Source organism: Kribbella lupini, assembly GCF_039529595.1.
In the GTDB taxonomy this organism is placed as follows: domain Bacteria; phylum Actinomycetota; class Actinomycetes; order Propionibacteriales; family Kribbellaceae; genus Kribbella; species Kribbella lupini.
In genome coordinates this window covers 956,321-977,283 of the sequence record NZ_BAAANC010000003.1, presented here as the reverse complement: position 1 = coordinate 977,283, position 20,963 = coordinate 956,321, and the positions used below count along the sequence as shown (strand labels likewise).

Genomic DNA, 20,963 nt, shown 5'->3' with positions numbered 1-20,963 from the left:
TCGTCACCACATCTGATGACATCCGGCCCGGAACCCGGGGGATGCGAGGATGACCGCATGGGCGCCGCTGTCAGTCCGGTCCTGATCGGTCGACGGGCCGAACGCGCCGCCCTGCGCGAGGCCTACGAACGGGCCCGGACCGCGGAGGCGGTCACGGTGCTGGTCTCGGGGGAGGCGGGGATCGGCAAGTCGCGCCTGGTCTCGACCACGATCGGCGAGTTCGGCGCCGAGCCGATGGTGCTGGCCGGTGGCTGTCTCGAGCTCGGCGCGGACGGTACGCCGTGGGTGCCGTTCGTGGCGATCCTGCGCAACCTGCTGCGTGAGTGGGGTCCGGACCGGCTCGCCGCGGCCCTGCCGTCCGGCGGTACCGCGCTCGCCGGATGGCTGCCGGAGTTGTCCCTGCCGGAAGGGCCTGAGGGGCATGTCCGGTTGTTCGGTGAGGTCCTCGGCCTGCTCACGCGGGTGGCGCAGGAGCGCCCACTCGTCCTGGTGGTGGAGGATCTGCACTGGGCGGACGCATCCAGCCGGGAGCTCTTCGTCTACCTGGTCCGCAATCTCGGCGCCTCCGCCGTACTGCTGATCGCCACTGTGCGGACCGGTGAGCTGCCCTCCGGTCACCCGACCCGGCAGTTGCTCTCCGAGCTCGGCCGACGGGCCGAGGTCGTTCGGCTCGACCTGGGTCCGATGAGCCGGCAGGACGTCGGAGAACTGCTCGCAGCCCTCGACGGCCGCGCCCCGCATGCGGTTGCGAGCAGCGAGATCCACCGCCGCAGCAGCGGGAATCCGTTGTTCGTGGAAGCCTTGTACGCATCCGGTACGGCGTCCTCCGAAGGGCTGACCAGTTTGCTGCTGGACCGGGTCGCCGATCTCTCGCCGGCCGCGCGGGAGCTGCTCACGACCATTGCCGTGGCCGGCGGGGCGGTGTCGGACGACCTGCTGTCCGAGGTCTCCGCCGAGCCGGTCGAGGACGCCGTCCGCGAGCTGATCGAGCGGAATCAGGTCGCTGTGCTCGACCCGGGGTACGTGATCCGGCACGACCTGATTCGCGAGGCCGTCTACGGTGCGCTCCTGCCCGGTCAACGGCGGCGATTGCACACCCGGTACGCCGAGGCGATCGAGGCAGGTCCTGGATCGCTCGCGGCCCTGGCCGAGCACTGGGCCGTGGCCGGGCAACCGGGCAAGGCGCTGGTTGCGGCGTGGAGAGCGGCGGCGACGGCCGAGCGGCAGTACGCGTACGACGAGCAACTGAACATGCTCGAACGCGTGGTGGCGCTGTGGCCGGCGGTCGCCGAGGCTGCTGAGCTGATCGGGGTGAGCTGCGCGACTGTGCGGGAGGTCGCGGCCGCCGCGTCGTACACCACCGGACGCTCACGAACCGGCGTGGAGCACGCAACCGCGGCGCTGGCGGTCATCGATCCGGAGACCGAGCCACTCCGAGTGGCCGGTCTCCTTCGGCTCCGCGGCTTGCTGCGGTGCCGGATCGACGGCACCGGAAGCGACGACCTGGCTCGCGCGGTGGGGCTGGTACCGGAAGGAACCGACGACGTGTTGCGCGGCAGGCTGCTGTCCGGACTGGCCTTCACCGAGCTCGTCGGCAGGCCGGGACCTGAGATGAGCCTGCATGCGACGCGGGCACTGGAGCTGGCAGAGCGCGTTGGCGACGATCAGGTGCTTGCCGAGGCGCGGCTGGTCGCCGGCGGCATCGCGCTGCACACCGATGGTGGACCAGAGATCGTGCAACGGCTGCTGCAGGACGCGCGGCGAGCGGCTGAAGCGTGCGGCGACCAGCACACCTACCTGACGTCGCTGCAGTGGGAAGGGCGAGCCATCGCCGACGCCGGGCGTCCGGACGAGGCAGTGGTTCTGCTCGAGCAGGCCGAGCAGCAGGCGCAGCGGTGGGGCCGGATGCGCGCCAGGGGCTCGATGCTGGTGCAGATCCGGGCGGAGGCGCTGATCTCGCTGGGTCGCTGGGACGAGGCCCTGGAGCAGGTGGACAACGCGCTCACGGACGGTCCGCCGCCGTGGTACGACGCGGCCTTGCGGCTGGAGATCGCCCAGATCGCCGTACGGCGGGGCCGGTACGACGAGGCGGCCCACCAGTTCGCGCAGATGACGATGCCGCCGGCCGGGACGGTCAGCGAAATCGAACTGCAGCGCCTGCCGGTCCGCATCGGGCTCGCGGTGGGCAAGGGCGACGTACCGGCCGCCGACCGGTTGCTGGCTGACGCGCTCGCTGTCCTGCCTGACTGGCCGGCAGCCGATGTCGTCGTCACGGCGCGGCTCTACCTCGCGGCGCTCAGGCTCGAACGGACCCCGACCGGGCGACGGCGGCAGGTGCCCGCGCGGTCGGAGGCGTTGCGGCAGGGGCTGCCGGACTCCGGCCGCTGGCCGATCGTCGATGCGGTGGTGCGGACCGGGGACGCCTTCGCCGCCGGCACCGTAGCGGCCTGGGACGCGGCCGCCGACGCTTGGCGCGTGGTCCACGACGTGCACGAGCTGGCCCTGGTACTCGTCGGAGGCGCAGCCGCGGCGATCCGGACGAACAACAAGCCCGGCGGCCGCCGCCGTCTCGGCGAAGCCCGCGAGATCGCGACTCGCCTCGCGGCAGCGCCCTTGCTGGCCGAGATCGACGACCTGACCCAACGCGCCGGCCTCGCCACCACCGCACCCCGCCCGGAGCCGTCGGCCCTCGGTCTCACCGACCGCGAACTGGTGGTCCTCCGCGTCCTCGCGCGCGGCCTGTCCAACGCCGAGATCGCGCGGGAACTCTTCGTCTCGCCCAACACCGTCGCCACCCACGTCGCCCGGATCCTCCGCAAGCTCTCCGCGAGCACGCGCACCGAAGCCACCGCGAAGGCACACGGAGCCGGCCTCCTCGACTGAGCGGATGCCTTCGGTGCGCTGGTCAGGGTTGACGCAACCGAATGGTTGCCATACTGTGGATAGCAACTGAAAGGTTGCTATCCATGATTCCTGATCGCATCGAACGTGTCCTCGACCTCGCCCACCCGCCGTCGAAGGTGTGGGCGGCCATCACCACCGCCGAGGGTCTCGGGACCTGGTTCGGCAAGCAGGCCTCGATCGACCTGCGGCCGGGCGGAGCGGCCCGGCTGTGGTGGCCGGACAACAGCGTCGACCTGCGCGTGGAGCGCGTCGACGAGCCGTCGGTCTTCGCCTTCACCTGGCCGATCGACGGACTGCCGGCCGACGACCCGCGGCGCACCTACGTCGAGTTCACCCTCGAGCCGGCCGGCGCCGGGACGCGGCTGACCGTGGTCGAGACCGGGTTCGCCCAGGCGCCGGACGGTACGGCGTACCGCGGCAACTCCGACGGCTGGGGACGCGAGCTCGCCGAACTGGTCGAGTACCTCGATGCCGCCTGACGCCGAAGCGGCCGCCGAACGGGTCTTCGCCGCGCTCGCCGACCCGAGCCGCCGCGGCATCCTCGCCGAACTGGCCGCCCGCGGCCCCGCGACGGCGACCGACCTGGCCGACCGGCTGCCGATCACGCGGCAGGCGATCGCCAAACACCTCACCCTACTGACCGAAGCGGGCCTGCTGATCGCCGAACCGGGCGAACGCCGCAGGATCCGCTACCGCCTCGACTCCGACCCGATCCGGGTCGCCCAGCAGTTCCTCGCCGCGCTGGCGAACGACTGGGACGGCCGAATGGATGCCTTGCGCAAGTACCTCGACAGCTAAGGAGTGATCGTCATGTTCATGCCCACCTCACCGGTGATCGATGCCGCCCGCAACCAGTCCCGGTCCGCGCTGCCGGATGCTCCGGTGGTTGTCGAGACGTCGCGTCGGCACTTCGTCGTACGCCACGCCGCCGCCCGCCTCCTGGCTGCCGCTGCGGTTCGCATCGATCCGGCGGTGCGGCCGGTCCTGCTCGAGTCCTGAGCCTGATCACCCGGCCGGAACGGGCCGACGACAAGCGGCTCGACGTACTGCGGAGAATGCTCTTGTGAGCGACGTCGTACGTGTCAGCAAGAAGCTCTCCTGGTTGCTGCGCCACGGGGCGGGGGAGAAGGGCCTGGCGATGAGCGCGGACGGGTGGGCCGCGATCGACGACGTGCTGGCGTTGCTGGAGATCGACCGGCCGGCCCTGGATCGCGCGGTCGAGCGGAACGACAAGAACCGTCTGCAGGTGGAGGGCTCGTTGATCCGCGCCTGCCAAGGCCATTCCCTCGCGGGTATGCCGGTCACGGTCGAAGCCCTGGAAGCCAGTTGGAGACGCGTACATCCCACAGGCTCTCTCTGGCACGGCACAACACCTGCCGCGGTCCCCGCCATCCGCCGCGACGGCCTGCGCCCTGGCCGCCGCACCCACGTCCACCTCGCCCCGAGCCCAGACAGCCATGTAGGCAAACGCTTCACCGCCGCCGTGCTGCTACGGATCGATCCGACTGACCTCGTGGTGTTCGAGGCCCCCAACGGCGTGCTGCTCACCCGGCACGTGCCGCCTGCTGCGATCAAGTGGGGATGACTCGGCCAGGGCGCGCCGCTGCGATCAACTGGTAGCAGTGAGTGACCGTAGGCTGATGGGCAGGACCCGCCCGTCCTTCTGCCTGGGGGAGGCCTGCTGTGACCGAAGGCCCGCCGGACACCAAGACCGGCAGGGCCACCGTCAACGGCCAAGAGGTCGACACCATCGCCGTCAGCACCGCCGGCAAGAGCAACCAGAACATGGGCTGGACGTACCGCACGTTCTACTTCACCAACCTGCTGTCGAGCTCCTCGACGCTGGCCTTCGCCGGAACCTCCGGAACGATCTGGGGCGCGGTGATCGACGACGTCAAGGTGGAAAGCTGCCTACTCATCCTCTGCCCGGCCTCAGCCGCCACCACGAACCGAATCAGCTGAGACAGGGCTCACCGGCTCAAGGCTGCAACAGCGCGCGCCGCCAGGCGTTCGGCGTACTCGATGCTTGCCGGGTGCAACCAACCCTCGTTGAGAGTTGGCGTGTCGCCGTTGTTTGTCGCCATCTGATAGTCGAGGCAGGCCAACCAGAGGGCTCGCATGTTCAGGATTCGCGGGAGCCTTTGGAGTTCGTCGTCGCTGAGCTGGACGTGTTGCCGGTAGCCGCGCAGTACGGCGTCGATGTTGTCCGCGTTGCCTTCGGCAGTGGTCCTCAGGAGCCAGGCGAGTGCGGGTAATCGCGGTCCGCGCCCGGATCCTGCCCAGCCGACGATCGTGAGCTTTCCGGGTACGCCGACGGCGGCCCAGAGGTGGTAGTTGCCGTGCGTGAGCGCTTCCGGCAGCCCTTCGGCGTCGTCGGCGTTCTCGACCTGGTCGCGCAACCAGTCGAACTTCTCCCGGCCGCCGGAGGTCACCTTGTCTTCGACACGGGCCAGAAAGCTCATGGCCGCGGCCAGATCCTGCTTCGGTCGGCCGGTGTAGAAGCCGCCGTCGGCTTCCTCCGCACCGCCGTCCCGGGCGACCGCGCCGTCTGCCGCGGGGAGCGCGTGCAACCTCCCCAGCAGGCTGCCCAGTTCCTGCGCGATGTCGACGGACTCGCTACGGCCGTGCTCGTCGGACGGGCGCCCGCCCTCGACGAACCGGGTCACGATCACGCCGCTGTCGTCGAACACCGACACCGGGTCGTCGTGCGCGATCCGTTCGGCGGGAAAGTCGTTCGCCGCCAGGAACCGCAGGATCTCCGCGTCGCCTTCGACGCGCGCGACCTGGTCCGCCGGCGACGAGAACACACGGGCGATCCACGGCGGACCGTCCTCCAGCCGTACGAGCAAGGTCGACGGGTAGTGACCCGGCCACGAACCACGGGGCCGCGTCGCCGGGTCGTCGTCGATCGGTGCCAGCGAGCTGATCCGAATCCCGTACCGCGTCTCGAGGTGGTCCTTGAGATCGGACCGCTCGAAGGGACGGGTGCGCGCGAACGGCGACCTGTTGATCTGTTCCAGATCGGCGAGTGCCTGGGTGTACCGCTGCCCGGTCTCCCGGGCCCGTTGGCGAACGGCGCGCTTGAAACTGCCCTGCTTGGTCATGACAAGCCTCCTCGACATGTCTCCGTCCCCCAGCGACGCGACACTCGATACAGGCCTGGACACGAACAGCGGGCCTTGGGGGAGGATTCCCCTTCACCGTCTGCAAGGACCCGGCTGGGGCAGGTCCTCAGAGGCTGGGCGTCGGCCGACGCCAAGTCCCATCGTGCTGACGGTCACGCAGCATGTCAACGGCCGGCTCTCCGTGGTGGCACGGTGGACCGGTCGGCTGGGTTGCGGTCATGCTCGGGGCAGGCCGACTTCGAGGGGAATGCGTCATGGACCTGGGGTTCGAGTGCATCTTGCAGGTGAAGATCCCGGTGACGGATCTCCGGCGCAGCGTCAACTGGTACCGGCGGGTGTTCGGGCTGCGCCTGGCGTGGGAGTTTGGCGAGCACGGCGTCGTCACCGGGGCGGTCCTGACCGATGACGCCGAGCGGTTCCTCGTCGGCCTGCGGCGGCTCGACACGGTGGCCGGCGAGCCGTCCCTGTCGGGCTTCGACGTCGTCAGCCTCGGCGTACCGTCCGTCGACGTGTTGCGGGCCTTGGCCGAGCGTTTCGATGAACTCGACGTGGACCACGGCCCGCTGCTCGACCGCGGCCCGGGCGGCGGCGTGCAACTCGACGTACCGGACCCCGACGGCACGGTGATCCGGATCCTCTCCCCGTTCGGCGAGCACGAACCGTTCACCGGTGTTGAGTTCGGGCCTGACGGGGCGCCCAGCTTCTACACGACACCGCGCCTGGAGCTGGACTGAAGGGCCCGAAGATCGAACCTCATTGAGCCGACTGTGCCGAAGTGGTGTTGGTCTGCCGCTGCTGGAGGCCGCGGTCGCGTGCGGTCGTGGCGAGGATGATCGCGATGCCGAGCAGGGCCACGGTGGCGTTTGCGGCGGTGAGGGCGATCGCTTCACCGACCGTCGCGCCTTCGAGGTGGGCGACGTGGTACGCGAAGTGCGGCACCGAGAAGATCGAGAAGGCGAGTACGGCGGGGATCACCGCCTGCGCCCTCGGCTTGACGACGGCGATGCCTAGGAGCAGCGCGATGCCAAGGGTCGCGCCGCCGAAGTCCCGGGCGTAGTGCTCGCTGAACGGTGGGGTCAGGTCGACGGTCGGGAAGTGGCGGTAGAACGTCTCGGGACTGATCGCGTTCCACGCGCCGACCACGAGTTCGTCGAGGAACAGGATGGCGAGCCCGATCCTGATGAAGACGGTCATGAGGTTTCTCCTTCGGTCTGTACCGCGCTGCTGGACATGACCGTGCAGGGCCTCGATTCGTGAGGACGCACGTCAGCGCGACCTCACATCCGGGCCGACTACGCGGTCATGACCGGTGACAGCGCGACGAGTCAGCGTGAGGGGGACCAGATGTACGCAGCGAGCCTGATCCACAGACGCCTCAGGTGGGGGCCGGTGGCCACCATCATCTTCGCCGTACTGCTCCCCGCCCCAGGTGCGTGGGCGCACAGCCCGCTGGAGTCCAGCACGCCCCGCGCCGGCGAGCACCTTGCGACGATGCCGGCTCGGATCGAGTTGGCGTTCGTGGCACCGGTCGAAGACGTCGACGCAAGCGTCGTCCTGGCCGACGACCAAGGCACCGATTGGACTGCCGGGCCGGCGGCCGTGGAGGACATGTACGTCTCGTCCCCGGTGAGGCCCGGTCTTCCCGACGGCCGGTACGAGATTCGTTGGAGCGTCGTCTCCTTCGACGGAGCTCCGATGTCCGGCGTCGTCAGCTTCACCGTCGGCGCCGCGGAAGACACCAACCCCCTGAACGCGGTGCTGACTGCCGACGCAGCGTTCTGGGTCCGCGTGAGCGTCTTCACGGTTCTCGGTGGGCTTCTCGCCTTCATGGCGTACGGACTCGTCACTGTCTACGGGCGGCGGTCCCGCCGCACTCAACCAGAACGGAGTATCGGAAATGGCTGAATCTGCTGCCACCATCCGCCTGTTGGATCAGGCCGACCTCGAACGGGGCTTCGGCCCGTCGCACGTCATGACGGTCACCATCGAGCTGGAACCCGGTTCGGCGGGTTCACCACCGCACCGGCATTCCGGCCCGGTCTTCGGCTATCTCCTCGTGGGTGAGCTGATCTTCGAGCTCGAAGGCGAGCCGGAACGGGTGATCCGCGCCGGGGAGGCGTTCTGGGAGCCGGGCGGCGATGTCGTCCACTACCAGGCGGCGAACAACCTTGCCGACGGCCGAACCGTCTTCGTTGCCGTCATGGTCTGCGCGCCGGGCCAGGAGATGCTCACCTACGTGAGCGCCGAAGAACTGGAGGAGCGAGCGCATCTGCGGCATCCGCGCCCCGAGGCGTGACAGACGGCGGGAGCACGGCAGTACGCCGTACTCCCGCCTTCGTCGTCAGTGCGGGAAACCCTCGCGCCAGGTGGGGTAGCTGGGGTTCCAGCCCGCGGCGCGGGCTTTGGCGTTGGAGGCGCCTCGACCCCGCGAGGCGCCTTCCGGCACATCGGCGACCGTCGGCCGGGGAGCACCGAGCCCGGCGGCGAACACGGGGAGCCACTGCGTGGCCGCGGCCGGCTCGTCGTCGACGATGTTGTACGCACCGTCGGGCCAGTCGACGGCCTGCACGGTCGCGGCAATCACGTCCTCGACGTGGACGAACGAGGTGATCGCCGCGGTGGCCGGGACGAGGCCGGCTGTCACGGCGTTCGCCATGCGGGCCCCCGGTGCGTACCAGGTTCCGGGGCCGTAGAGCATGCCGTACCGCAGCATGGTCGCATGAGGCATGCCGCCGACGAGGGCTTCCATCGTCGCGATGGGTGAGCCGGGTTGGACGGGGTCGTCCTCGACGGCCGGTGCGCTGCCGTCCTCGTACGCCCAGGCGACGCTCTGGACCATCATGCGCTCGACGCCGGCGGCTTGCGCCGCGGCGACCAGGTTCGCGGTTCCCGCTCGCCGGAGACGCGCATTGGCTTCGGTGTCGAAGTCGCTCAGGTCGGTCAGCTCGTGCAGTACGAGATCGGGTGCGGCCTCGGCGACGACAGCCGTCAGGTGTGGGGCGTCGTACACGTCGACCACGACGCCCTCCGCGCCCAGGTCGCCGAGATAGTCGAGGTTCTCGGCGCGACGGGTCGTCGCGCGGACCTCGTGACCCGCGGCGGCGAGCTTCGGTATCAGTCGGCTTCCGATCAGGCCGGAGCCGCCGGCCAGGAAGATGCGCATCGGTGATTCCTTGTCAGGTGAGATTCAGCGAACGGTTGGGCGGTGAAGTGGAGTTGCGAGGTCAGCTGGTCCGCGCGGAGAGCCATTCGTCGAAGGTCTGACGTCCCAGACGGGTCCCTGCCTTCGGGAGCAGGGAGCCGTCCCGCATCCCGCGGCCCCAGGCCCCGGGGATCGAGAGTTCGACGACCGGCCGGCGCCGGGCGGTGGCGGCGAGGTAGCGCCGTACGAGGTCGCCCATCCGCTCCTCCTGTGGACCGGCGAGCTCGGGTGTCAGCCCTTGAGGTTCGCCGGAGGCGATCGCGACGAGTTCGGCGGCGACCTCGGCCGCCGCGATCGGCTGCGAACGCATCCTCGGAACGGCCTGGAACGGGCCGACCTTGCCATGAGCAACGAGTTGCTCGACGAACTCGTGGAACTGCGTCGTCCGCAGCAGCGACCAGCCACCGGACGTGGCGTGCAGGATCGCTTCCTGGGCGGCCTTGCCCGCGTAGTAGTTCGCGTTGAGCTTCGCCGCGCCGATGACGGAGATCGCGACGTGATGAGGCACCCCGGCCTCGCGTTCGGCGGCCAGCAGGTTCCGGGTGACCGTGGTGAAGAAGCCGATCGATCTCTTCGCGGACGTGCTGCTGGTCGCGGACGCGTCGATGACCGCGGACGCACCGCGCAGCGCTGTCACCAACCCGGAGCCGCTGATCAGGTCGGCGGCCGAGTCACGGCTGATCGGGACGGATTCGTGGCCGGCGGCGCGCACCGCGTCGACGACCTCGGTTCCCAGCGAGCCGGTCGCACCGGCGATTACGATCTTCATGTCCTCCAGGACCGCGCAGGAGGTTCGGATGTGAGGTTCGGCCTCACACATCGGCCCGCCGCCTGGTCAGATGGGGAAAAGGAGGACGAGATGACCCCCGAAGAGCGCGACGCCCTGCACGCCGAGATGCTGAGCGAGCGGCGCCACCTGGTGTCCTTGGCGTTCCGGATGCTCGGCACGGTCGCCGAGGCCGAGGACGCGGTGCAGGAGACCTACATCAGGTGGTACCGGCTCAGCGAGCAGGAGCGCGACGCGATCGAGGTGCCGAGGGCGTGGCTGACTCGCGTCGCGAGCCGGGTGTGCTTGAACGTCCTCGCCTCCGCCCGGCGACGTCATGAACGGTACGTCGGCCCGTGGCTTCCGGAACCTGTGCCGGCGTACGCGTTCCCGGCCGCGACGGACACGGCCGAGGACCCGCTCGAGCGCGTCACTCTCGACGACACGATCAGCACCGCCCTGCTCGTCGTACTGGAATCCATGACACCGGCCGAACGGGTTTCGTTCGTCCTGCACGACGTGTTCGCCGTGCCCTTCGCCGAGATCGCCGAGGTCGTCGGCCGTACGCCGGCAGCGTGCCGCCAGCTCGCCACCTCGGCCCGGCGACGCGTGCAGGAGAGCCGTAGCCGTCGCGTGTCGCGGGCAGAGCACGACGAGGTGGTCCGAGCGTTCGCGGCCGCGGCGCGGACGGGCGACCTCGCCGGGCTGGTCTCGTTCCTCGACCCCGAGGTGGTGCTGCGCTCCGACGGAGGCGGCTTCGTCAGCGCGGCGCGGCATCCGGTCCTCGGTGCCGACAAGGTGGCACGGTTCCTGTTCGGTGCGCTGACGAAGAACCCGAACGCCACGGTCCTGGACCAGCAGACCCCCGACGGTCTCGGGTTCGCGCTGTGGGACGACGGGCGCATCATCGGCGTCGTCACGCTCGACGTCGTGGCGGGGTTCGTGACCGACGTACGGCTGATGATGAACCCGTACAAGCTCACCTTGTGGAACTGAACCTCACATTCCGCCGCGGTGTCCGGTCCTCTTCCTCGACGGCGCTTCACAGTGCGCCGCGATTGGAGGAAGCCCGTGGCCCACCCAGCAACCATTGCGCGTCAGGACGACGACTACCGGCGGATCGGCATCAGCCGAGACGAGATCGCCCTGTGGGAAGACGCTGCCCGCACCGATGGCCGCAGCGGCACCTACGAGTGGTGGTACTTCGACGCGCATCTCGACAACGGCGCCAAGCTCGTCGTGATCTTCATGACCAAGGACCTCTCCGCGCCCAGGAAGCCGCTGAGTCCGATGATCCGGATGAACCTCGATCTCCCGGACGGCCGCAGTCTGAACTTCATCCGTGACTACCCGGTCGGCTCCTTCTCCGCCGCCGCGGACCACGCGGACGTGCGGATCGGCCGGAATCGCCTGGCCGGCGACCTGGCCCACTACGAGATCGACGTGGAGATCGACAACGTCAAGGTGAACGTGATCCTGGACGCGCAGATCCGCCCGTGGCGGCCGGCGACCGGCTACCTGGTGTTCGGCGAGAAGCGCGATCGGGAGTTCTCCTGGCTTCCTGCCGTGCCGCAGGGCGTGGTCAACGGTTCCTACGCGGTTGACGGTGTCCGCACGGAGGTGACGGGCATCGGCTACCACGACCACAACTGGGGCAACGTCGCGATGACGTCGATCATCAACGACTGGTACTGGGCGCGAGGCCAGGCAGGCCCCTATTCGGTGATCGCGTCCTACATTACCTCGCACGAGAAGTACGGGTACGAGCCGATCCCGATCTTCATGCTCGCCCGGGACGGGCAGATCGTCGCCGACGACGCGAAGCTCGTGCACTTCCGCGCGACGGAGGTCCACACCGATCCGAAGACCGGCAAGCCGGTCGCGAACGTCACGTCGTACGAGTACATCGACGGCGCTGATCGGTACGTCGTGACCTTCACCCGGCAGCGCGATCTCGTGGCGAACACCTTCGTCGAGCAGATGAAGGGCGTCCGGAAGCTCGCTGCACGACTCGTCCGGTTCGACGGGGCCTACCTGCGCTTCGTCGGCGAGCTCACGGTCGAACGATGGTCGGGACCGACCCTCGTGGAGTCGTTCAGCGACGAAGCGATCTGGGAGCTCATGTACTTCGGGCACGCGCGAACGAACGTTCAGGAGGCACAACGATGAAGCGCAGTACGGCAACGCGTCGCGTAGCGATCGGGGTTTCGATCGTCGCAGTACTGGCCGGGGCGGTGCCGCTCACGGTCCACCACGACGCCGAGGCCACCGTCGCGATCGAAGAACGGCAGCCGGTCGACCAAGTCCAGACTTCAGGAAGGCTGTTGTCCGCACAGCGGATCGGCAATCTCGACCCGGTGCTGGCGGCGGCGTCCGCTCGGGCGGACCGGATCACGTACCACTCCCGATCCCTGAACGGTCGTGAGGTCGTGGTCAGCGGCGCGTTGTTCACACCGAAGGGCCGGGCGCCGAAACACGGCTGGCCGGTCGTTTCCTGGGCCCACGGGTCGAGTGGCATCATCGACCGCTGCGCTCCGTCGACCGCGCCGAACAAGGACGGCAAGGTCGACCTGTTCGGGTACGGCGGCTTCGTCGCGCAGCTGCTCGAGGCCGGCTACGCGGTGACCGCGACCGACTACGAGGGCCTCGGCACCGAGGGCGAGCACCCGTACATCGTGGCCGACAGCGAAGCGCGCGGCGTGATCGACGCGGTCCGCGCCGCCGTACAGGCCGAACCGTCGTTGTCGACGTCGTACTTCGACGTCGGGCACTCGCAAGGCGGGCACGCCGCCATCGCGGCCGGTGAACTCGCCGGAACCTACGGCAGAGGCCTGGACTTCCGGGGAACCGTCGGGCTGGCCCCGGTGACGAACGTCGGGCAGGCCTACGGGTACGGATCGCCGAGCATCGTCGATCGAGGGTTCTACCTGCTGGCGCTGCACGGCCTGAAGACGGTGCACCCCGAGCTGCGGTACGACGACTACCTGGGCCGGCAGGCGCTGAAGATGTTGCCGAAGGCCACCGAGGAGTGCACCGACCAGATCTGGAACGACTTCAACAAGGACCTGGGCACGGAGCTGAACGACTACCAGTTCGACCCGCAGAACTCGGCCGCTGCCCTCCGGCTGCAGGGCTGGCTGGACGAGCAGAGCGTTCCCAGGGGCAACACCCCGGCGCCCATGCTGCTGGTCCAGGGGTCCGACGACCCGTCGATCAAGAAGGCGATCACCCAGCAGGCGGTCCGCAACGCACGAGCTGCCGGAACCGTTGCCGACTTCAAGCTCTACCCCGGCGAAGACCACTACTCGGTCCTCGCTCCCCGCAGCGAAGGCGGGGCCGCCGACGACGTCATCGCCTGGCTCGACCGCCACCGGCGCAGGTAGTTCAGGCGACCCCATGCGTTCTCGCTCACCCGTGAGCAGGTACGCCATCCGAAACAACTGCGTCCCGCGGTACGCCACGAACTCGACGTAACCGTCCGGCTCACCCATGCTCCTCCTTCCGCCGCTAACCGCTGTCGGAGAAGTAAGAGCCGGCCAGGCCGGGTCTTGTTTCAGGGCATCGTCAGGAACCTTCTGGAGTCGTCCCGATTCCACACCGCCGACTCGGGGTCGGCTAGATCTGGACGGCCGACGATCTGCTGGAGTACGCCGGGGCGTCGTGGCTCAGAGTTCGCGCAACGCAGCCAGGGCTCGGTCGCGGCCGCTGCGGACGCGGGCGAGGTCCGGGTCGCCGTACCGGGCGCTGATCCGTGTCAGTCGTTCGTAGATGGTGACGGCCAGCTCGGCGTGCTCGCGAACCCAGGCCCGCTCCTGGACATCGGCCGGGCTCAGTGGCTGGCCGCCGATCTCCTGGTAGTGGCCGGAGGATTGGCTGTACTCCTCGGCCAGCTGCCGCGATTGCACCAGCCGCATCGCCCTGAGCCGGGCGAGCCGCGCCAGCGCGTCCGCCGCATGCGCAACGGCCTGCTCGTCCTCGGCTCCGAGGTTGCGCACCTTCGCCGGATCACCACCCGCCCGGTCGAGCCGGTGGTAGAGCTGCCAGGCCTTCTCCGCCTGCTCCACCGCGGCGTACAGGTGACCGCCGACGCTGTGGATCTCGGTCAGGTCGTAGTGCAACGACGCCAGCACCTGCTCGTCCTTCGACGTCAGCTCCGACGCCGCGGCCGCACGTTCGATCGCCACCTGCGCCCGCTGGTTGGCGACCGTGGCGACCCGCCAGTTCCGCGTCGCGACGGCGGCCTGACTACGCCGCAACTGCTTCTGCGCCACACGCCGCCAGGTATCGGCCGACCGCCAGATCGTCATGAACCGACGCTAACGGCTCCTTGGGTCGCGCGGAATTCCATGTCGCACGGCCGAAGCCGGCGCAGCAGTGCGGGTCTCCTCACAGTTTTCTGCATCGGCGGCGTTCGTCAATCTGAGAAAACTGAGTAGTCGTGGCGCGGCGCGGGTGTTTCACTCGTTGACACCAACACCTATGAGCAGAGGTCGTGATGGCTGGCTACAGGGCACTCACCGACGTGTACGAATGGCTGATTCCGGACCAGAAGTTGACGCCGGACGGCGCAGTCAGCGCCGTCGGTGACCTCGTCAGGTCCCTGCCGCCCGGGGCGCGCGTCCTCGACTGCGCATGCGGAACCGGCCAGCTCGCAGTCGGCCTCGCTGCCCTTGACCTCGACGTCGTTGCGTCGGACGCCAGCCCTGGAATGGTCCGCCGAACCCAAGAACTGGCTGATCAGGAGGGCGTTTCGCTCAACGCGTTCGAGGCTCCGTGGGACGAACTGCCCGACCACCTCGATGCCTCGACGTTCGACGCTGTGTTCTGCGTGGGCAACTCACTAGGACATGCCGAAGGAGCATCCGGTCGGCAGTCCGCGCTGGCCTCCATGGCACGGCTGCTCAAACCCGGCGGCCGACTGGTGCTCACCTCACGCACGTGGGAAAGCATCCGAGACGCCGGCACACGAACCGACGTGTGGGACCGACTCGTACGACGCAACGGCCGCGATGCCGTCGTCATGTACCAGTGGGAGATCGCAGCGACCTGGGAACAGGAACACCACCTGCAGATCGTCGTCGCACAGATCGAGCCGGACGGGACCGTCATCAGCGGCTCCGAGCGCCTGTCCATCTGGCCATTCCGGTACGACGAACTGACCAAGCAACTCCAGGCCGTCGGGCTGACGACCCATGACCTCACCTTCGACCCCGACGGAAGCGGATACAAGGTGGTCGCAGTGCGCGAATGAGCATCGGCCACGTCGTCAGTCGCGTCCTGCGATCACCAGGGCGCGGGCGACCTCTTCGGGATGAGTCAGCATGGCCTCGTGCGGGCCGTCGCATTCCACGATGCGGGGCTCTCGCAGGCGGGCCGCCATCTGGTGGTAGAGCTCGCGTGGCACGGCGTTGTCGTCGCGCAGGAAGACGTAGCTGGACGGGAGGCCGGCGCTCCAGAAGCGCGGAAGGCGGACCGGCTCGGAGAGCCAGCCGAACGGAGTGGGGACCAGTCGGTCGACAACCGCCGCGAGTTCTTCCGGCGTCGCGCCGTTCATCAGGCGCTCGGTCCACACGTTCGGGTCCATCGTCAGGGTACGGTCCGCGCTGTGCCTGACGGCCTCTCGGTCGTGTTCGACCAGGGGCTTCGGCAGCACGTCGTGGATGGCTTCCCCGTCATGCAGGACCCAGGCGTCGACGAAGACGACCCGCCGCGTCTTCTCGGCGAGCCGGTCTGCCGCGTACTGGACCACCGGGCCGCCCCCGCTGTGGCCGACCAGCACCATGTCTTCCAGGTCCTGCTGCTTGATGGCGTCGATCAGGCCCTCCCCGATCGCGGTGAGGTCCACGCCGGACCGGGAGACGTCCCCCTCTTCCAAGCCGCGCAGCGTGGGGGCGAACACGTGGTGAGCCCCGGCGCGCAGGTGCTCGGCCACGCCGTCCCAGCACCATCCGCCTTGCCATCCGCCGTGCACCAACACGAAATCCACAGAGAGCTCCTTCAATCGGAAGCGCCATCCTCGACACCTCGGCTGGTCCGAGGTGTCGAGGATGTGCAGGATGTACGCCGGGTCGGCAGGTGCGACCGACCCGGCGTACGGAGAGGGGCCTCAGGCCAGGAAGTCGAGCACCTGCCGTACGAACAGCGTGTGGTACTGGAAGATGCCGCCGTGGCCGGCGTCCGGGTAGATGGCCAGCTGGGACCCGGGCAGACGTCGGGCGAGCTGGAACGAGCTGCTGGTCGGGGCCATGATGTCGTCGTCGCCGTTGACGACCAGCACCGGCTTGTCCACCTGGGACAGCCCGTCCGCCGAGGTGCCCTGCTGCCACTTCGCGGCCGCGGTCAGCTGGGCACCGATCGTCTCGTTGGTGACGGGGGTGTCGCGGTCCTCGGTCCGTTCGTCCAGGCGGGCGAGGAAAGCGTCTCCGGCGGCCTGGCTGGCCGGCGTCGGCGAGAAGAACAGGAACTGCTTGGGGTGCTTGCCCTGGGCATCTGCCTTGGCGAAGGCGTCCTGCAGCACGGAGCCCCAGACGGCAGGACCTTCGTCGCCGGCGGGAGTGGTTCCGGCAAGGATGATCCGGCGGACCAGATCGGGCCGTTGCTGGACGACCACCTGGGCGACCATGCCGCCCAGCGAGAAGCCCAGCAGGTCAACGGTCTCCAGCCCGAGCGACGCCGCGAAGGCGACCGTGTCGGCGGCCATCGCCTCGAAGTTGTCGGGCGTGACGCCGCCGGAGCCGCCGACTCCCCGCAGATCGACCAGGATCACGCGTCGTTCGGCCGCGAGGCCGTCGACCACCGCGGGGTCCCAGTCGTCCAGTACGGCGGTGATGTGGTTGAGGAACACCAGCGGGACGCCGGTCGTCGGGCCCAGCTCGCGATAGGCGAACGGGGTCCCGTCGACGTCCACGGTCCTGGTCGGCACGTTGCGATAACTCATTGCCATGTCTGCTTTTCTTTTCTGCGCGGCGGATTCCGCGCTTCTCGGGTCCGCGGCGGGGAGAGCGGCCTCAACGCGAGGATGCGGCCCGCTCGATCAGCGTGGTGACGACGCCGGGGTCGGTCACCTGCGCCGCGTGGGGAGTGTCCGCCTCCACGGTGTGACCGCCGGCGCGGGCGGCCATGAAGCGCTGGGTGGCCGGCGGGATCAGGTGGTCGTCCTTGGAGATCAGGAACCAGGACGGGACGGATTTCCACGCCGGCGGCCCGGACGCCTCGAACAGGCCGGTCGTGGCGATGGGGCTCTGGGTGGCGGCGAGCGTGGCGGCGGTCTCGCTGCTGACCCGGTTGCTCAGGAAGACGTCCGAGTACTGAGCGGCCTTCGCGTAGAGGTCGATGCCCGTGCTGCCGTTGGCCAGTGTGTACGGGACCGGCGTGAGGGCAGTGGGAACTTGCGCGGCGGGATCGGTGGTGATGTGGGTGCCGGGGAACTTCGCGGTCAGGTCGGCGGCGCTTTCGCCGGCGTCCGGTGCGAAGGCGGAGATGTAGACCAGCGCCTTGACGCTGCTGTTGCCCGTCGCGGCGTTGGTGATGACCGACCCGCCGTAGGACTGACCGGCCAGAACGACCGGACCCTGGATGGTCTTGAGGAACGAGGCCAGGTAGGCCGAGTCGTCGGACAGGCTGCGCAGGCCGGTCGGCGGTGCCACGACGGGGTAGCCGTCCGCGCGCAGGCGCTTGATGACGCCGCTCCAGCTGGCCGCGTCGGACCAGGCGCCGTTGACGAGGACGACGGTGGGCTTCGGGGTCGGGTCCCAAGAGGGCTTCGGGCTCTTGTCCGAAGACGGTGCGCCCTCGGCGAAGCTGCCGAAGGTGGCGGCGGCCAGCGCGGTCCCGATGGTGAGGACAACGGCGGCTTTCAAGGTGCGGCGTCGTGACATTGGTGCCTCTTTCCGGTGGTACAGGGGAAGCGGGGAAGTCAGACCTCCTCCGCGGATAGTCAAAGCCTCAACCTGATCGGTCGGCGCCGGCATCTGTCGGATGTCCATCGCTGGTGGCGAGCCGCGACGACGGGAAGCGCAGTCATTCGACTTACGCACCCGGAACGGATGTCGGCGAGACTGATCCGACAGGTACGACGCCGACAGGCGCCGCGCCGGCCAGTCTCAGTGCTTCATGGCCGCGAGCGCGTCGCGAAGAGCCGCCCTCGTCGTGACGCCGAGCTTGGGGAAGATCTGGTACAGATGCGCGCCGACGGTCCTGTGAGAGAGGTACAGCCGCTCCGCGATCTGCTTGTTGGTCAAGCCGGACGCCGCGAGATCGGCGACCTCCCACTCCTGGGCCGTCAGCACTCCACCGGCCGGAGTCGATGCGGCTTCGGTCCATCCGCCGGCCCGAAGCTCCTTCGTGGCCCGTGCCTCCCACGCGTGCGCGCCGAGTCCGGCGAACGCCTTCTGCGCCAAGCCGAGCGGCTCCCGGCACTCGCTGTTCGCGCGGGCTCGTCGAAGCCGTTCCCCGTGGGCCAGGCGCACCCGGGCCAGATCGAACGGCCACCGATCGAGCCCCGGCGCCGCCAGCGACGCCTCGAACATCTTCACCGCGTCCTCGTCGTCGGCGGCGCAGATCGCCGCCGCGCCGCCGGCGAGCAGGCCGAGCCGCGGGGACAGCGACGCGAGGTCGGCCTCGGCCATGGCACGGACATGGGCTGCCGCCTCGGTGTGGCGGTCGGTTCGCACCGCGGCCTCGACCACGTCGAAGGCCACCCACAACGCGTGCGGGGCGTGGGAGGCGAACGTGCCCGCCGCGCTGATCGCCGTCGCCTGGCGGTAGGCACGCTCGAAATCACCGCGTCCGACCGCGGCGACCGTACGCGCGTGTCGCGCGAAGTGCACAGCTGCGCCGACTCCGCGGGGTGTGGCCCACCGGACGATGTCGTCGGTGAGGCTGTCGGCGAGCTCGTCGTCGCCACGGGCCGCCGCGACCGCGGCGCGGCAGTACGAGAAGTACCAGGTGAAGAAGTGGTAGCCCGAGTCCTGGCACAGCTGGGTGCCCTCGTCGGCCAGATCGATGCACTCGTCCCACCGGCCGGTGAGGTAGTCGTCCAGGCACAGGTGCACCATCGCGCTGATGTGCCGGCGCGCCGGACCACCGTCGCGCCCCTGCCGCACGACCCGCCACGACGGCTCCCGCAGGTCAGCCATCCGATCGGCGTACAGCGCCGCTGGACCGGCCCGGACGATCCGACCCGGGTCCGTCTCCTCCTGGACGCCGCGGAGTACCGACTCCAACTGGGGCAGGGCCGCGGTACCTGAACGGGCCGGATCGGAGAAAGTCATCGCCGCCACCGAGAGCAACGCGGGCGGCTCCGGACGGAGGCGTTTCAGGGCCGCGTAGAAGGGCGCCCAGAGCTCCGCCCGCCCACCGAAGAAGCACAGCAGCAACAGCAGGTGGAGCGCGTCGACGAGAGCGGGATCCTTGGCGTCGTAGCGATGTGCGCCGGATTCGATGCAACCGGTCAGGAGCCGGTGGGCGGTGTCGATGTCCCCGTCGCCGTTGATGATCAGGTACACGGTCGCGGCGGTGGCGTGCGGAGACTGCCGCAGGCCGGGATCGGCGCGGCGGGCGCTCGCGAGCAGTTCCGAGGCGCCGCTGAGCTCCCCGGTCGCGTCGGCGCCTATGTAGGCGGCTTCGGCGAGCCGGCGAGCGCGGTCCGCGTCCCGAGGGCTCAGGTCAGCCGCCCGGACCAGTGCCGCCACTGCCCCTACCGCGTCCCCCCGGGCCGCGACGCACCGCGCGGCCTGCTCCAGCAGCGCGGCCACCTCCTCGTCCGGCCCGACCGCGGCCTCGCCGAGATGCCAGGCCCGGCGCTCGGACTCGCCGGCCAGCACCTCGGCCAGAGCGCGATGGGCCGCCCGGCGGTCCGCGCTCGTGCAGGCCTCCACCACGGCCGAGCGGATCAGAGGATGCCGGAAGACGAGCCGCCGGGTCCCGTCGTCGAACGCCACCAGACCGTCCTGCTCGGCCGGAGCGAGATCATCGAGGTCGGTGAGGTAGCCGGCCTGCCGGGCCGAGGCCCTCAGGATCCCGAGATCGCCGGTTCCTTCCAGCGTCGCGAGCAGCAACAGCCGCCGTACGTCGAGCGGCAGGGCGGACACCCGGGACACGAACAGCACTTGGAGACGTTGGGTGAGCGGGAGCACGGCGGGAAGGCCCTCCAGTGCCAGGCGCTGCTGGCCGGTCAATGCCGCAGGCAGTTCGAGCAGGGCCAGCGGATTGCCCTCGGCCACCGACAGCAGTCGTCGGCGTACCGACGGGGCCAAGGTCGGGAACCGGGTGCCGAGCAAGGCCAGCGCGGACGCCGTGTCCAACGGCGGCACCTCGTACTCCGGCAGGCCGCCGCGGTGGAAGAACGTCTCGCTGCCCGAGCGCATCGCACCGAGAAAGGTGACCCGGGTGCCGTTGAGCCGTCGGGCCACGAAGCCCAGTACGGCGGCGCTGGCTCGATCGAGCCAGGGCAGATCGTCGACCACCAGCAGCAGCGGGTCCGTCTGAGCCGCGTGGCGGAGCACCATCAGGGTCGCGCTGGACACGACCAGCCGCTCCGGCGCTGGGCCGCTGCCGAAGCCCAGGGCGATCCGCAGGGCGTCGGCGTGCGCACGGTCGAGCTCGTCGAACGTCTCGTAGAGGGGCAGCAGAATCTGGTTGAGGCCGGAGTAGCTCACGTCGGCCTCGAACTCCACGCCGGCCGCCCGCAGAACTCGTGATCCGGTGGAGCGCACGGCATCGGCCACAGCATTGAGCAGCACCGTCTTGCCCACGCCCGCGTGGCCGGACAGCAGCAGAGCTCCACCGCGCTCCGGGTCGGCAAGGAAACCGCGGATGCGATCGAGCTCGGCGTCGCGCCCGACCAGCGAGTCGCCGGCGCCGGGTGCGAAAAGACCACTGTCGTCCACCGAGTCGAACTCCCGTCAGCCGGCTACGCCGAGCAAGGCATCGCGCCGGCCCTGCCTCATGCGATGCATGATATGAC

22 protein-coding genes are annotated in these 20,963 nt (G+C 69.5%); 13 read left to right on the top strand and 9 right to left on the bottom strand.

Features of this window, described 5'->3' with window-relative positions:
- Positions 1 to 57 precede the first annotated feature (57 nt).
- From ABD235_RS30820 to ABD235_RS30795, 6 genes are all read left to right on the top strand, one after another.
- Positions 58 to 2,883 carry a helix-turn-helix transcriptional regulator gene (locus ABD235_RS30820; protein WP_344180546.1) on the top strand — a complete coding sequence of 942 codons (2,826 nt, stop codon included), beginning with the start codon at positions 58 to 60 and terminating at the stop codon, positions 2,881 to 2,883.
- An 83-nt stretch (positions 2,884 to 2,966) separates the two neighbouring features.
- Entirely contained in the window at positions 2,967 to 3,383 is a 417-nt protein-coding gene (locus ABD235_RS30815) for an SRPBCC domain-containing protein (RefSeq protein ID WP_344180545.1), read from the top strand.
- On the top strand, positions 3,373 to 3,702 hold the full coding sequence (locus ABD235_RS30810) for an ArsR/SmtB family transcription factor (protein ID WP_344180543.1): 330 nt from the start codon (positions 3,373 to 3,375) through the stop codon (positions 3,700 to 3,702). The genes ABD235_RS30815 and ABD235_RS30810 overlap by 11 nt, the downstream gene beginning before the upstream one ends.
- Positions 3,703 to 3,714: 12 nt before the next feature.
- Positions 3,715 to 3,903: a hypothetical protein gene (locus tag ABD235_RS30805; RefSeq protein ID WP_344180541.1), complete on the top strand. Its 189-nt coding sequence runs from the start codon at positions 3,715 to 3,717 to the stop codon at positions 3,901 to 3,903.
- Positions 3,904 to 3,967: 64 nt separating this feature from the next.
- Complete coding sequence (locus ABD235_RS30800) at positions 3,968 to 4,489, top strand: RNA 2'-phosphotransferase (RefSeq protein WP_344180539.1); 522 nt, start codon at positions 3,968 to 3,970, stop codon at positions 4,487 to 4,489.
- Positions 4,490 to 4,587: 98 nt separating this feature from the next.
- Complete coding sequence (locus ABD235_RS30795; protein ID WP_344180537.1) at positions 4,588 to 4,866, top strand: carbohydrate binding domain-containing protein; 279 nt, start codon at positions 4,588 to 4,590, stop codon at positions 4,864 to 4,866.
- A gap of 8 nt (positions 4,867 to 4,874) precedes the next feature.
- Here the strand turns inward: ABD235_RS30795 and ABD235_RS30790 are convergent, their stop codons facing one another.
- Positions 4,875 to 6,008, bottom strand: coding sequence for a phosphotransferase enzyme family protein (locus ABD235_RS30790; RefSeq protein WP_344180535.1), 1,134 nt, complete (start codon positions 6,006 to 6,008; stop codon positions 4,875 to 4,877).
- A 275-nt stretch (positions 6,009 to 6,283) separates the two neighbouring features.
- On the opposite strand from ABD235_RS30790, the gene ABD235_RS30785 reads away from it, so the two are divergent.
- Positions 6,284 to 6,763, top strand: a complete 480-nt coding sequence (locus ABD235_RS30785; RefSeq protein WP_344180533.1) for a VOC family protein — start codon at positions 6,284 to 6,286, stop codon at positions 6,761 to 6,763.
- Between the two features lie 19 nt (positions 6,764 to 6,782).
- Here ABD235_RS30785 and ABD235_RS30780 read toward each other — a convergent pair whose 3' ends face one another.
- Positions 6,783 to 7,223 carry a hypothetical protein gene (locus ABD235_RS30780; protein WP_344180530.1) on the bottom strand — a complete coding sequence of 147 codons (441 nt, stop codon included), beginning with the start codon at positions 7,221 to 7,223 and terminating at the stop codon, positions 6,783 to 6,785.
- 195 nt (positions 7,224 to 7,418) lie between these two features.
- Between ABD235_RS30780 and ABD235_RS30775 the strand changes: the two genes are divergently transcribed.
- Together ABD235_RS30775 and ABD235_RS30770 are read left to right on the top strand one after the other, a co-directional pair.
- The gene (locus ABD235_RS30775; RefSeq protein ID WP_344180528.1) at positions 7,419 to 7,934 is read left to right on the top strand and encodes a copper resistance CopC family protein; all 516 of its coding nucleotides are present in this window, start codon (positions 7,419 to 7,421) and stop codon (positions 7,932 to 7,934) included.
- Entirely contained in the window at positions 7,927 to 8,325 is a 399-nt protein-coding gene (locus tag ABD235_RS30770) for a cupin domain-containing protein (RefSeq protein ID WP_344180526.1), read from the top strand. Before ABD235_RS30775 ends, ABD235_RS30770 begins: the two co-directional genes overlap by 8 nt.
- Before the next feature lie 45 nt (positions 8,326 to 8,370).
- On the opposite strand, the gene ABD235_RS30765 is transcribed toward ABD235_RS30770, so the two are convergent.
- Together ABD235_RS30765 and ABD235_RS30760 are read right to left on the bottom strand one after the other, a co-directional pair.
- Positions 8,371 to 9,192, bottom strand: coding sequence for an NAD-dependent epimerase/dehydratase family protein (locus ABD235_RS30765; protein ID WP_344180524.1), 822 nt, complete (start codon positions 9,190 to 9,192; stop codon positions 8,371 to 8,373).
- Between the two features lie 61 nt (positions 9,193 to 9,253).
- Positions 9,254 to 10,000: an SDR family oxidoreductase gene (locus ABD235_RS30760; protein ID WP_344180522.1), complete on the bottom strand. Its 747-nt coding sequence runs from the start codon at positions 9,998 to 10,000 to the stop codon at positions 9,254 to 9,256.
- A 90-nt stretch (positions 10,001 to 10,090) separates the two neighbouring features.
- Between ABD235_RS30760 and sigJ the strand changes: the two genes are divergently transcribed.
- From sigJ to ABD235_RS30745, 3 genes are all read left to right on the top strand, one after another.
- A complete protein-coding gene (sigJ, locus tag ABD235_RS30755; protein ID WP_344180520.1) occupies positions 10,091 to 10,993 on the top strand; it encodes an RNA polymerase sigma factor SigJ in 903 nt (300 codons plus the stop codon).
- Positions 10,994 to 11,068: 75 nt separating this feature from the next.
- Positions 11,069 to 12,166, top strand: a complete 1,098-nt coding sequence (locus tag ABD235_RS30750; protein WP_344180518.1) for a hypothetical protein — start codon at positions 11,069 to 11,071, stop codon at positions 12,164 to 12,166.
- Entirely contained in the window at positions 12,163 to 13,380 is a 1,218-nt protein-coding gene (locus ABD235_RS30745) for an alpha/beta hydrolase family protein (protein WP_344180516.1), read from the top strand. Before ABD235_RS30750 ends, ABD235_RS30745 begins: the two co-directional genes overlap by 4 nt.
- A 282-nt stretch (positions 13,381 to 13,662) precedes the next feature.
- Here the strand turns inward: ABD235_RS30745 and ABD235_RS30740 are convergent, their stop codons facing one another.
- Complete coding sequence (locus ABD235_RS30740) at positions 13,663 to 14,304, bottom strand: hypothetical protein (protein WP_344180514.1); 642 nt, start codon at positions 14,302 to 14,304, stop codon at positions 13,663 to 13,665.
- A gap of 188 nt (positions 14,305 to 14,492) precedes the next feature.
- Between ABD235_RS30740 and ABD235_RS30735 the strand changes: the two genes are divergently transcribed.
- Positions 14,493 to 15,248, top strand: a complete 756-nt coding sequence (locus tag ABD235_RS30735; protein ID WP_344180512.1) for a class I SAM-dependent methyltransferase — start codon at positions 14,493 to 14,495, stop codon at positions 15,246 to 15,248.
- A gap of 15 nt (positions 15,249 to 15,263) precedes the next feature.
- On the opposite strand, the gene ABD235_RS30730 is transcribed toward ABD235_RS30735, so the two are convergent.
- The 4 genes from ABD235_RS30730 to ABD235_RS30715 all read right to left on the bottom strand — a co-directional run bounded on the left by ABD235_RS30730 (position 15,264) and on the right by ABD235_RS30715 (position 20,886).
- Positions 15,264 to 15,968 carry an alpha/beta fold hydrolase gene (locus ABD235_RS30730; RefSeq protein ID WP_344181344.1) on the bottom strand — a complete coding sequence of 235 codons (705 nt, stop codon included), beginning with the start codon at positions 15,966 to 15,968 and terminating at the stop codon, positions 15,264 to 15,266.
- A 135-nt stretch (positions 15,969 to 16,103) separates the two neighbouring features.
- Positions 16,104 to 16,934 carry an alpha/beta fold hydrolase gene (locus ABD235_RS30725; RefSeq protein WP_344180510.1) on the bottom strand — a complete coding sequence of 277 codons (831 nt, stop codon included), beginning with the start codon at positions 16,932 to 16,934 and terminating at the stop codon, positions 16,104 to 16,106.
- A 70-nt stretch (positions 16,935 to 17,004) separates the two neighbouring features.
- Positions 17,005 to 17,874 carry an alpha/beta fold hydrolase gene (locus ABD235_RS30720; protein WP_344180508.1) on the bottom strand — a complete coding sequence of 290 codons (870 nt, stop codon included), beginning with the start codon at positions 17,872 to 17,874 and terminating at the stop codon, positions 17,005 to 17,007.
- Positions 17,875 to 18,099: 225 nt separating this feature from the next.
- Positions 18,100 to 20,886, bottom strand: coding sequence for a helix-turn-helix transcriptional regulator (locus ABD235_RS30715; protein WP_344180506.1), 2,787 nt, complete (start codon positions 20,884 to 20,886; stop codon positions 18,100 to 18,102).
- Positions 20,887 to 20,963: the final 77 nt, after the last annotated feature.

What these genes read in the sequence shown, in the direction of transcription:
- ABD235_RS30820 (WP_344180546.1), top strand. Translation starts at nt 58, where the DNA reads ATGGGCGCCGCTGTCAGTCCGGTCCTGATCGGTCGACGGGCCGAACGC.
- ABD235_RS30815 (WP_344180545.1), top strand. Translation starts at nt 2,967, where the DNA reads ATGATTCCTGATCGCATCGAACGTGTCCTCGACCTCGCCCACCCGCCG.
- ABD235_RS30810 (WP_344180543.1), top strand. Translation starts at nt 3,373, where the DNA reads ATGCCGCCTGACGCCGAAGCGGCCGCCGAACGGGTCTTCGCCGCGCTC.
- ABD235_RS30805 (WP_344180541.1), top strand. Translation starts at nt 3,715, where the DNA reads ATGTTCATGCCCACCTCACCGGTGATCGATGCCGCCCGCAACCAGTCC.
- ABD235_RS30790 (WP_344180535.1), bottom strand. Translation starts at nt 6,008, where the DNA reads ATGACCAAGCAGGGCAGTTTCAAGCGCGCCGTTCGCCAACGGGCCCGG.
- ABD235_RS30785 (WP_344180533.1), top strand. Translation starts at nt 6,284, where the DNA reads ATGGACCTGGGGTTCGAGTGCATCTTGCAGGTGAAGATCCCGGTGACG.
- ABD235_RS30780 (WP_344180530.1), bottom strand. Translation starts at nt 7,223, where the DNA reads ATGACCGTCTTCATCAGGATCGGGCTCGCCATCCTGTTCCTCGACGAA.
- ABD235_RS30770 (WP_344180526.1), top strand. Translation starts at nt 7,927, where the DNA reads ATGGCTGAATCTGCTGCCACCATCCGCCTGTTGGATCAGGCCGACCTC.
- ABD235_RS30765 (WP_344180524.1), bottom strand. Translation starts at nt 9,192, where the DNA reads ATGCGCATCTTCCTGGCCGGCGGCTCCGGCCTGATCGGAAGCCGACTG.
- ABD235_RS30760 (WP_344180522.1), bottom strand. Translation starts at nt 10,000, where the DNA reads ATGAAGATCGTAATCGCCGGTGCGACCGGCTCGCTGGGAACCGAGGTC.
- sigJ (WP_344180520.1), top strand. Translation starts at nt 10,091, where the DNA reads ATGACCCCCGAAGAGCGCGACGCCCTGCACGCCGAGATGCTGAGCGAG.
- ABD235_RS30745 (WP_344180516.1), top strand. Translation starts at nt 12,163, where the DNA reads ATGAAGCGCAGTACGGCAACGCGTCGCGTAGCGATCGGGGTTTCGATC.
- ABD235_RS30740 (WP_344180514.1), bottom strand. Translation starts at nt 14,304, where the DNA reads ATGACGATCTGGCGGTCGGCCGATACCTGGCGGCGTGTGGCGCAGAAG.
- ABD235_RS30735 (WP_344180512.1), top strand. Translation starts at nt 14,493, where the DNA reads ATGGCTGGCTACAGGGCACTCACCGACGTGTACGAATGGCTGATTCCG.
- ABD235_RS30725 (WP_344180510.1), bottom strand. Translation starts at nt 16,934, where the DNA reads ATGAGTTATCGCAACGTGCCGACCAGGACCGTGGACGTCGACGGGACC.
- ABD235_RS30720 (WP_344180508.1), bottom strand. Translation starts at nt 17,874, where the DNA reads ATGTCACGACGCCGCACCTTGAAAGCCGCCGTTGTCCTCACCATCGGG.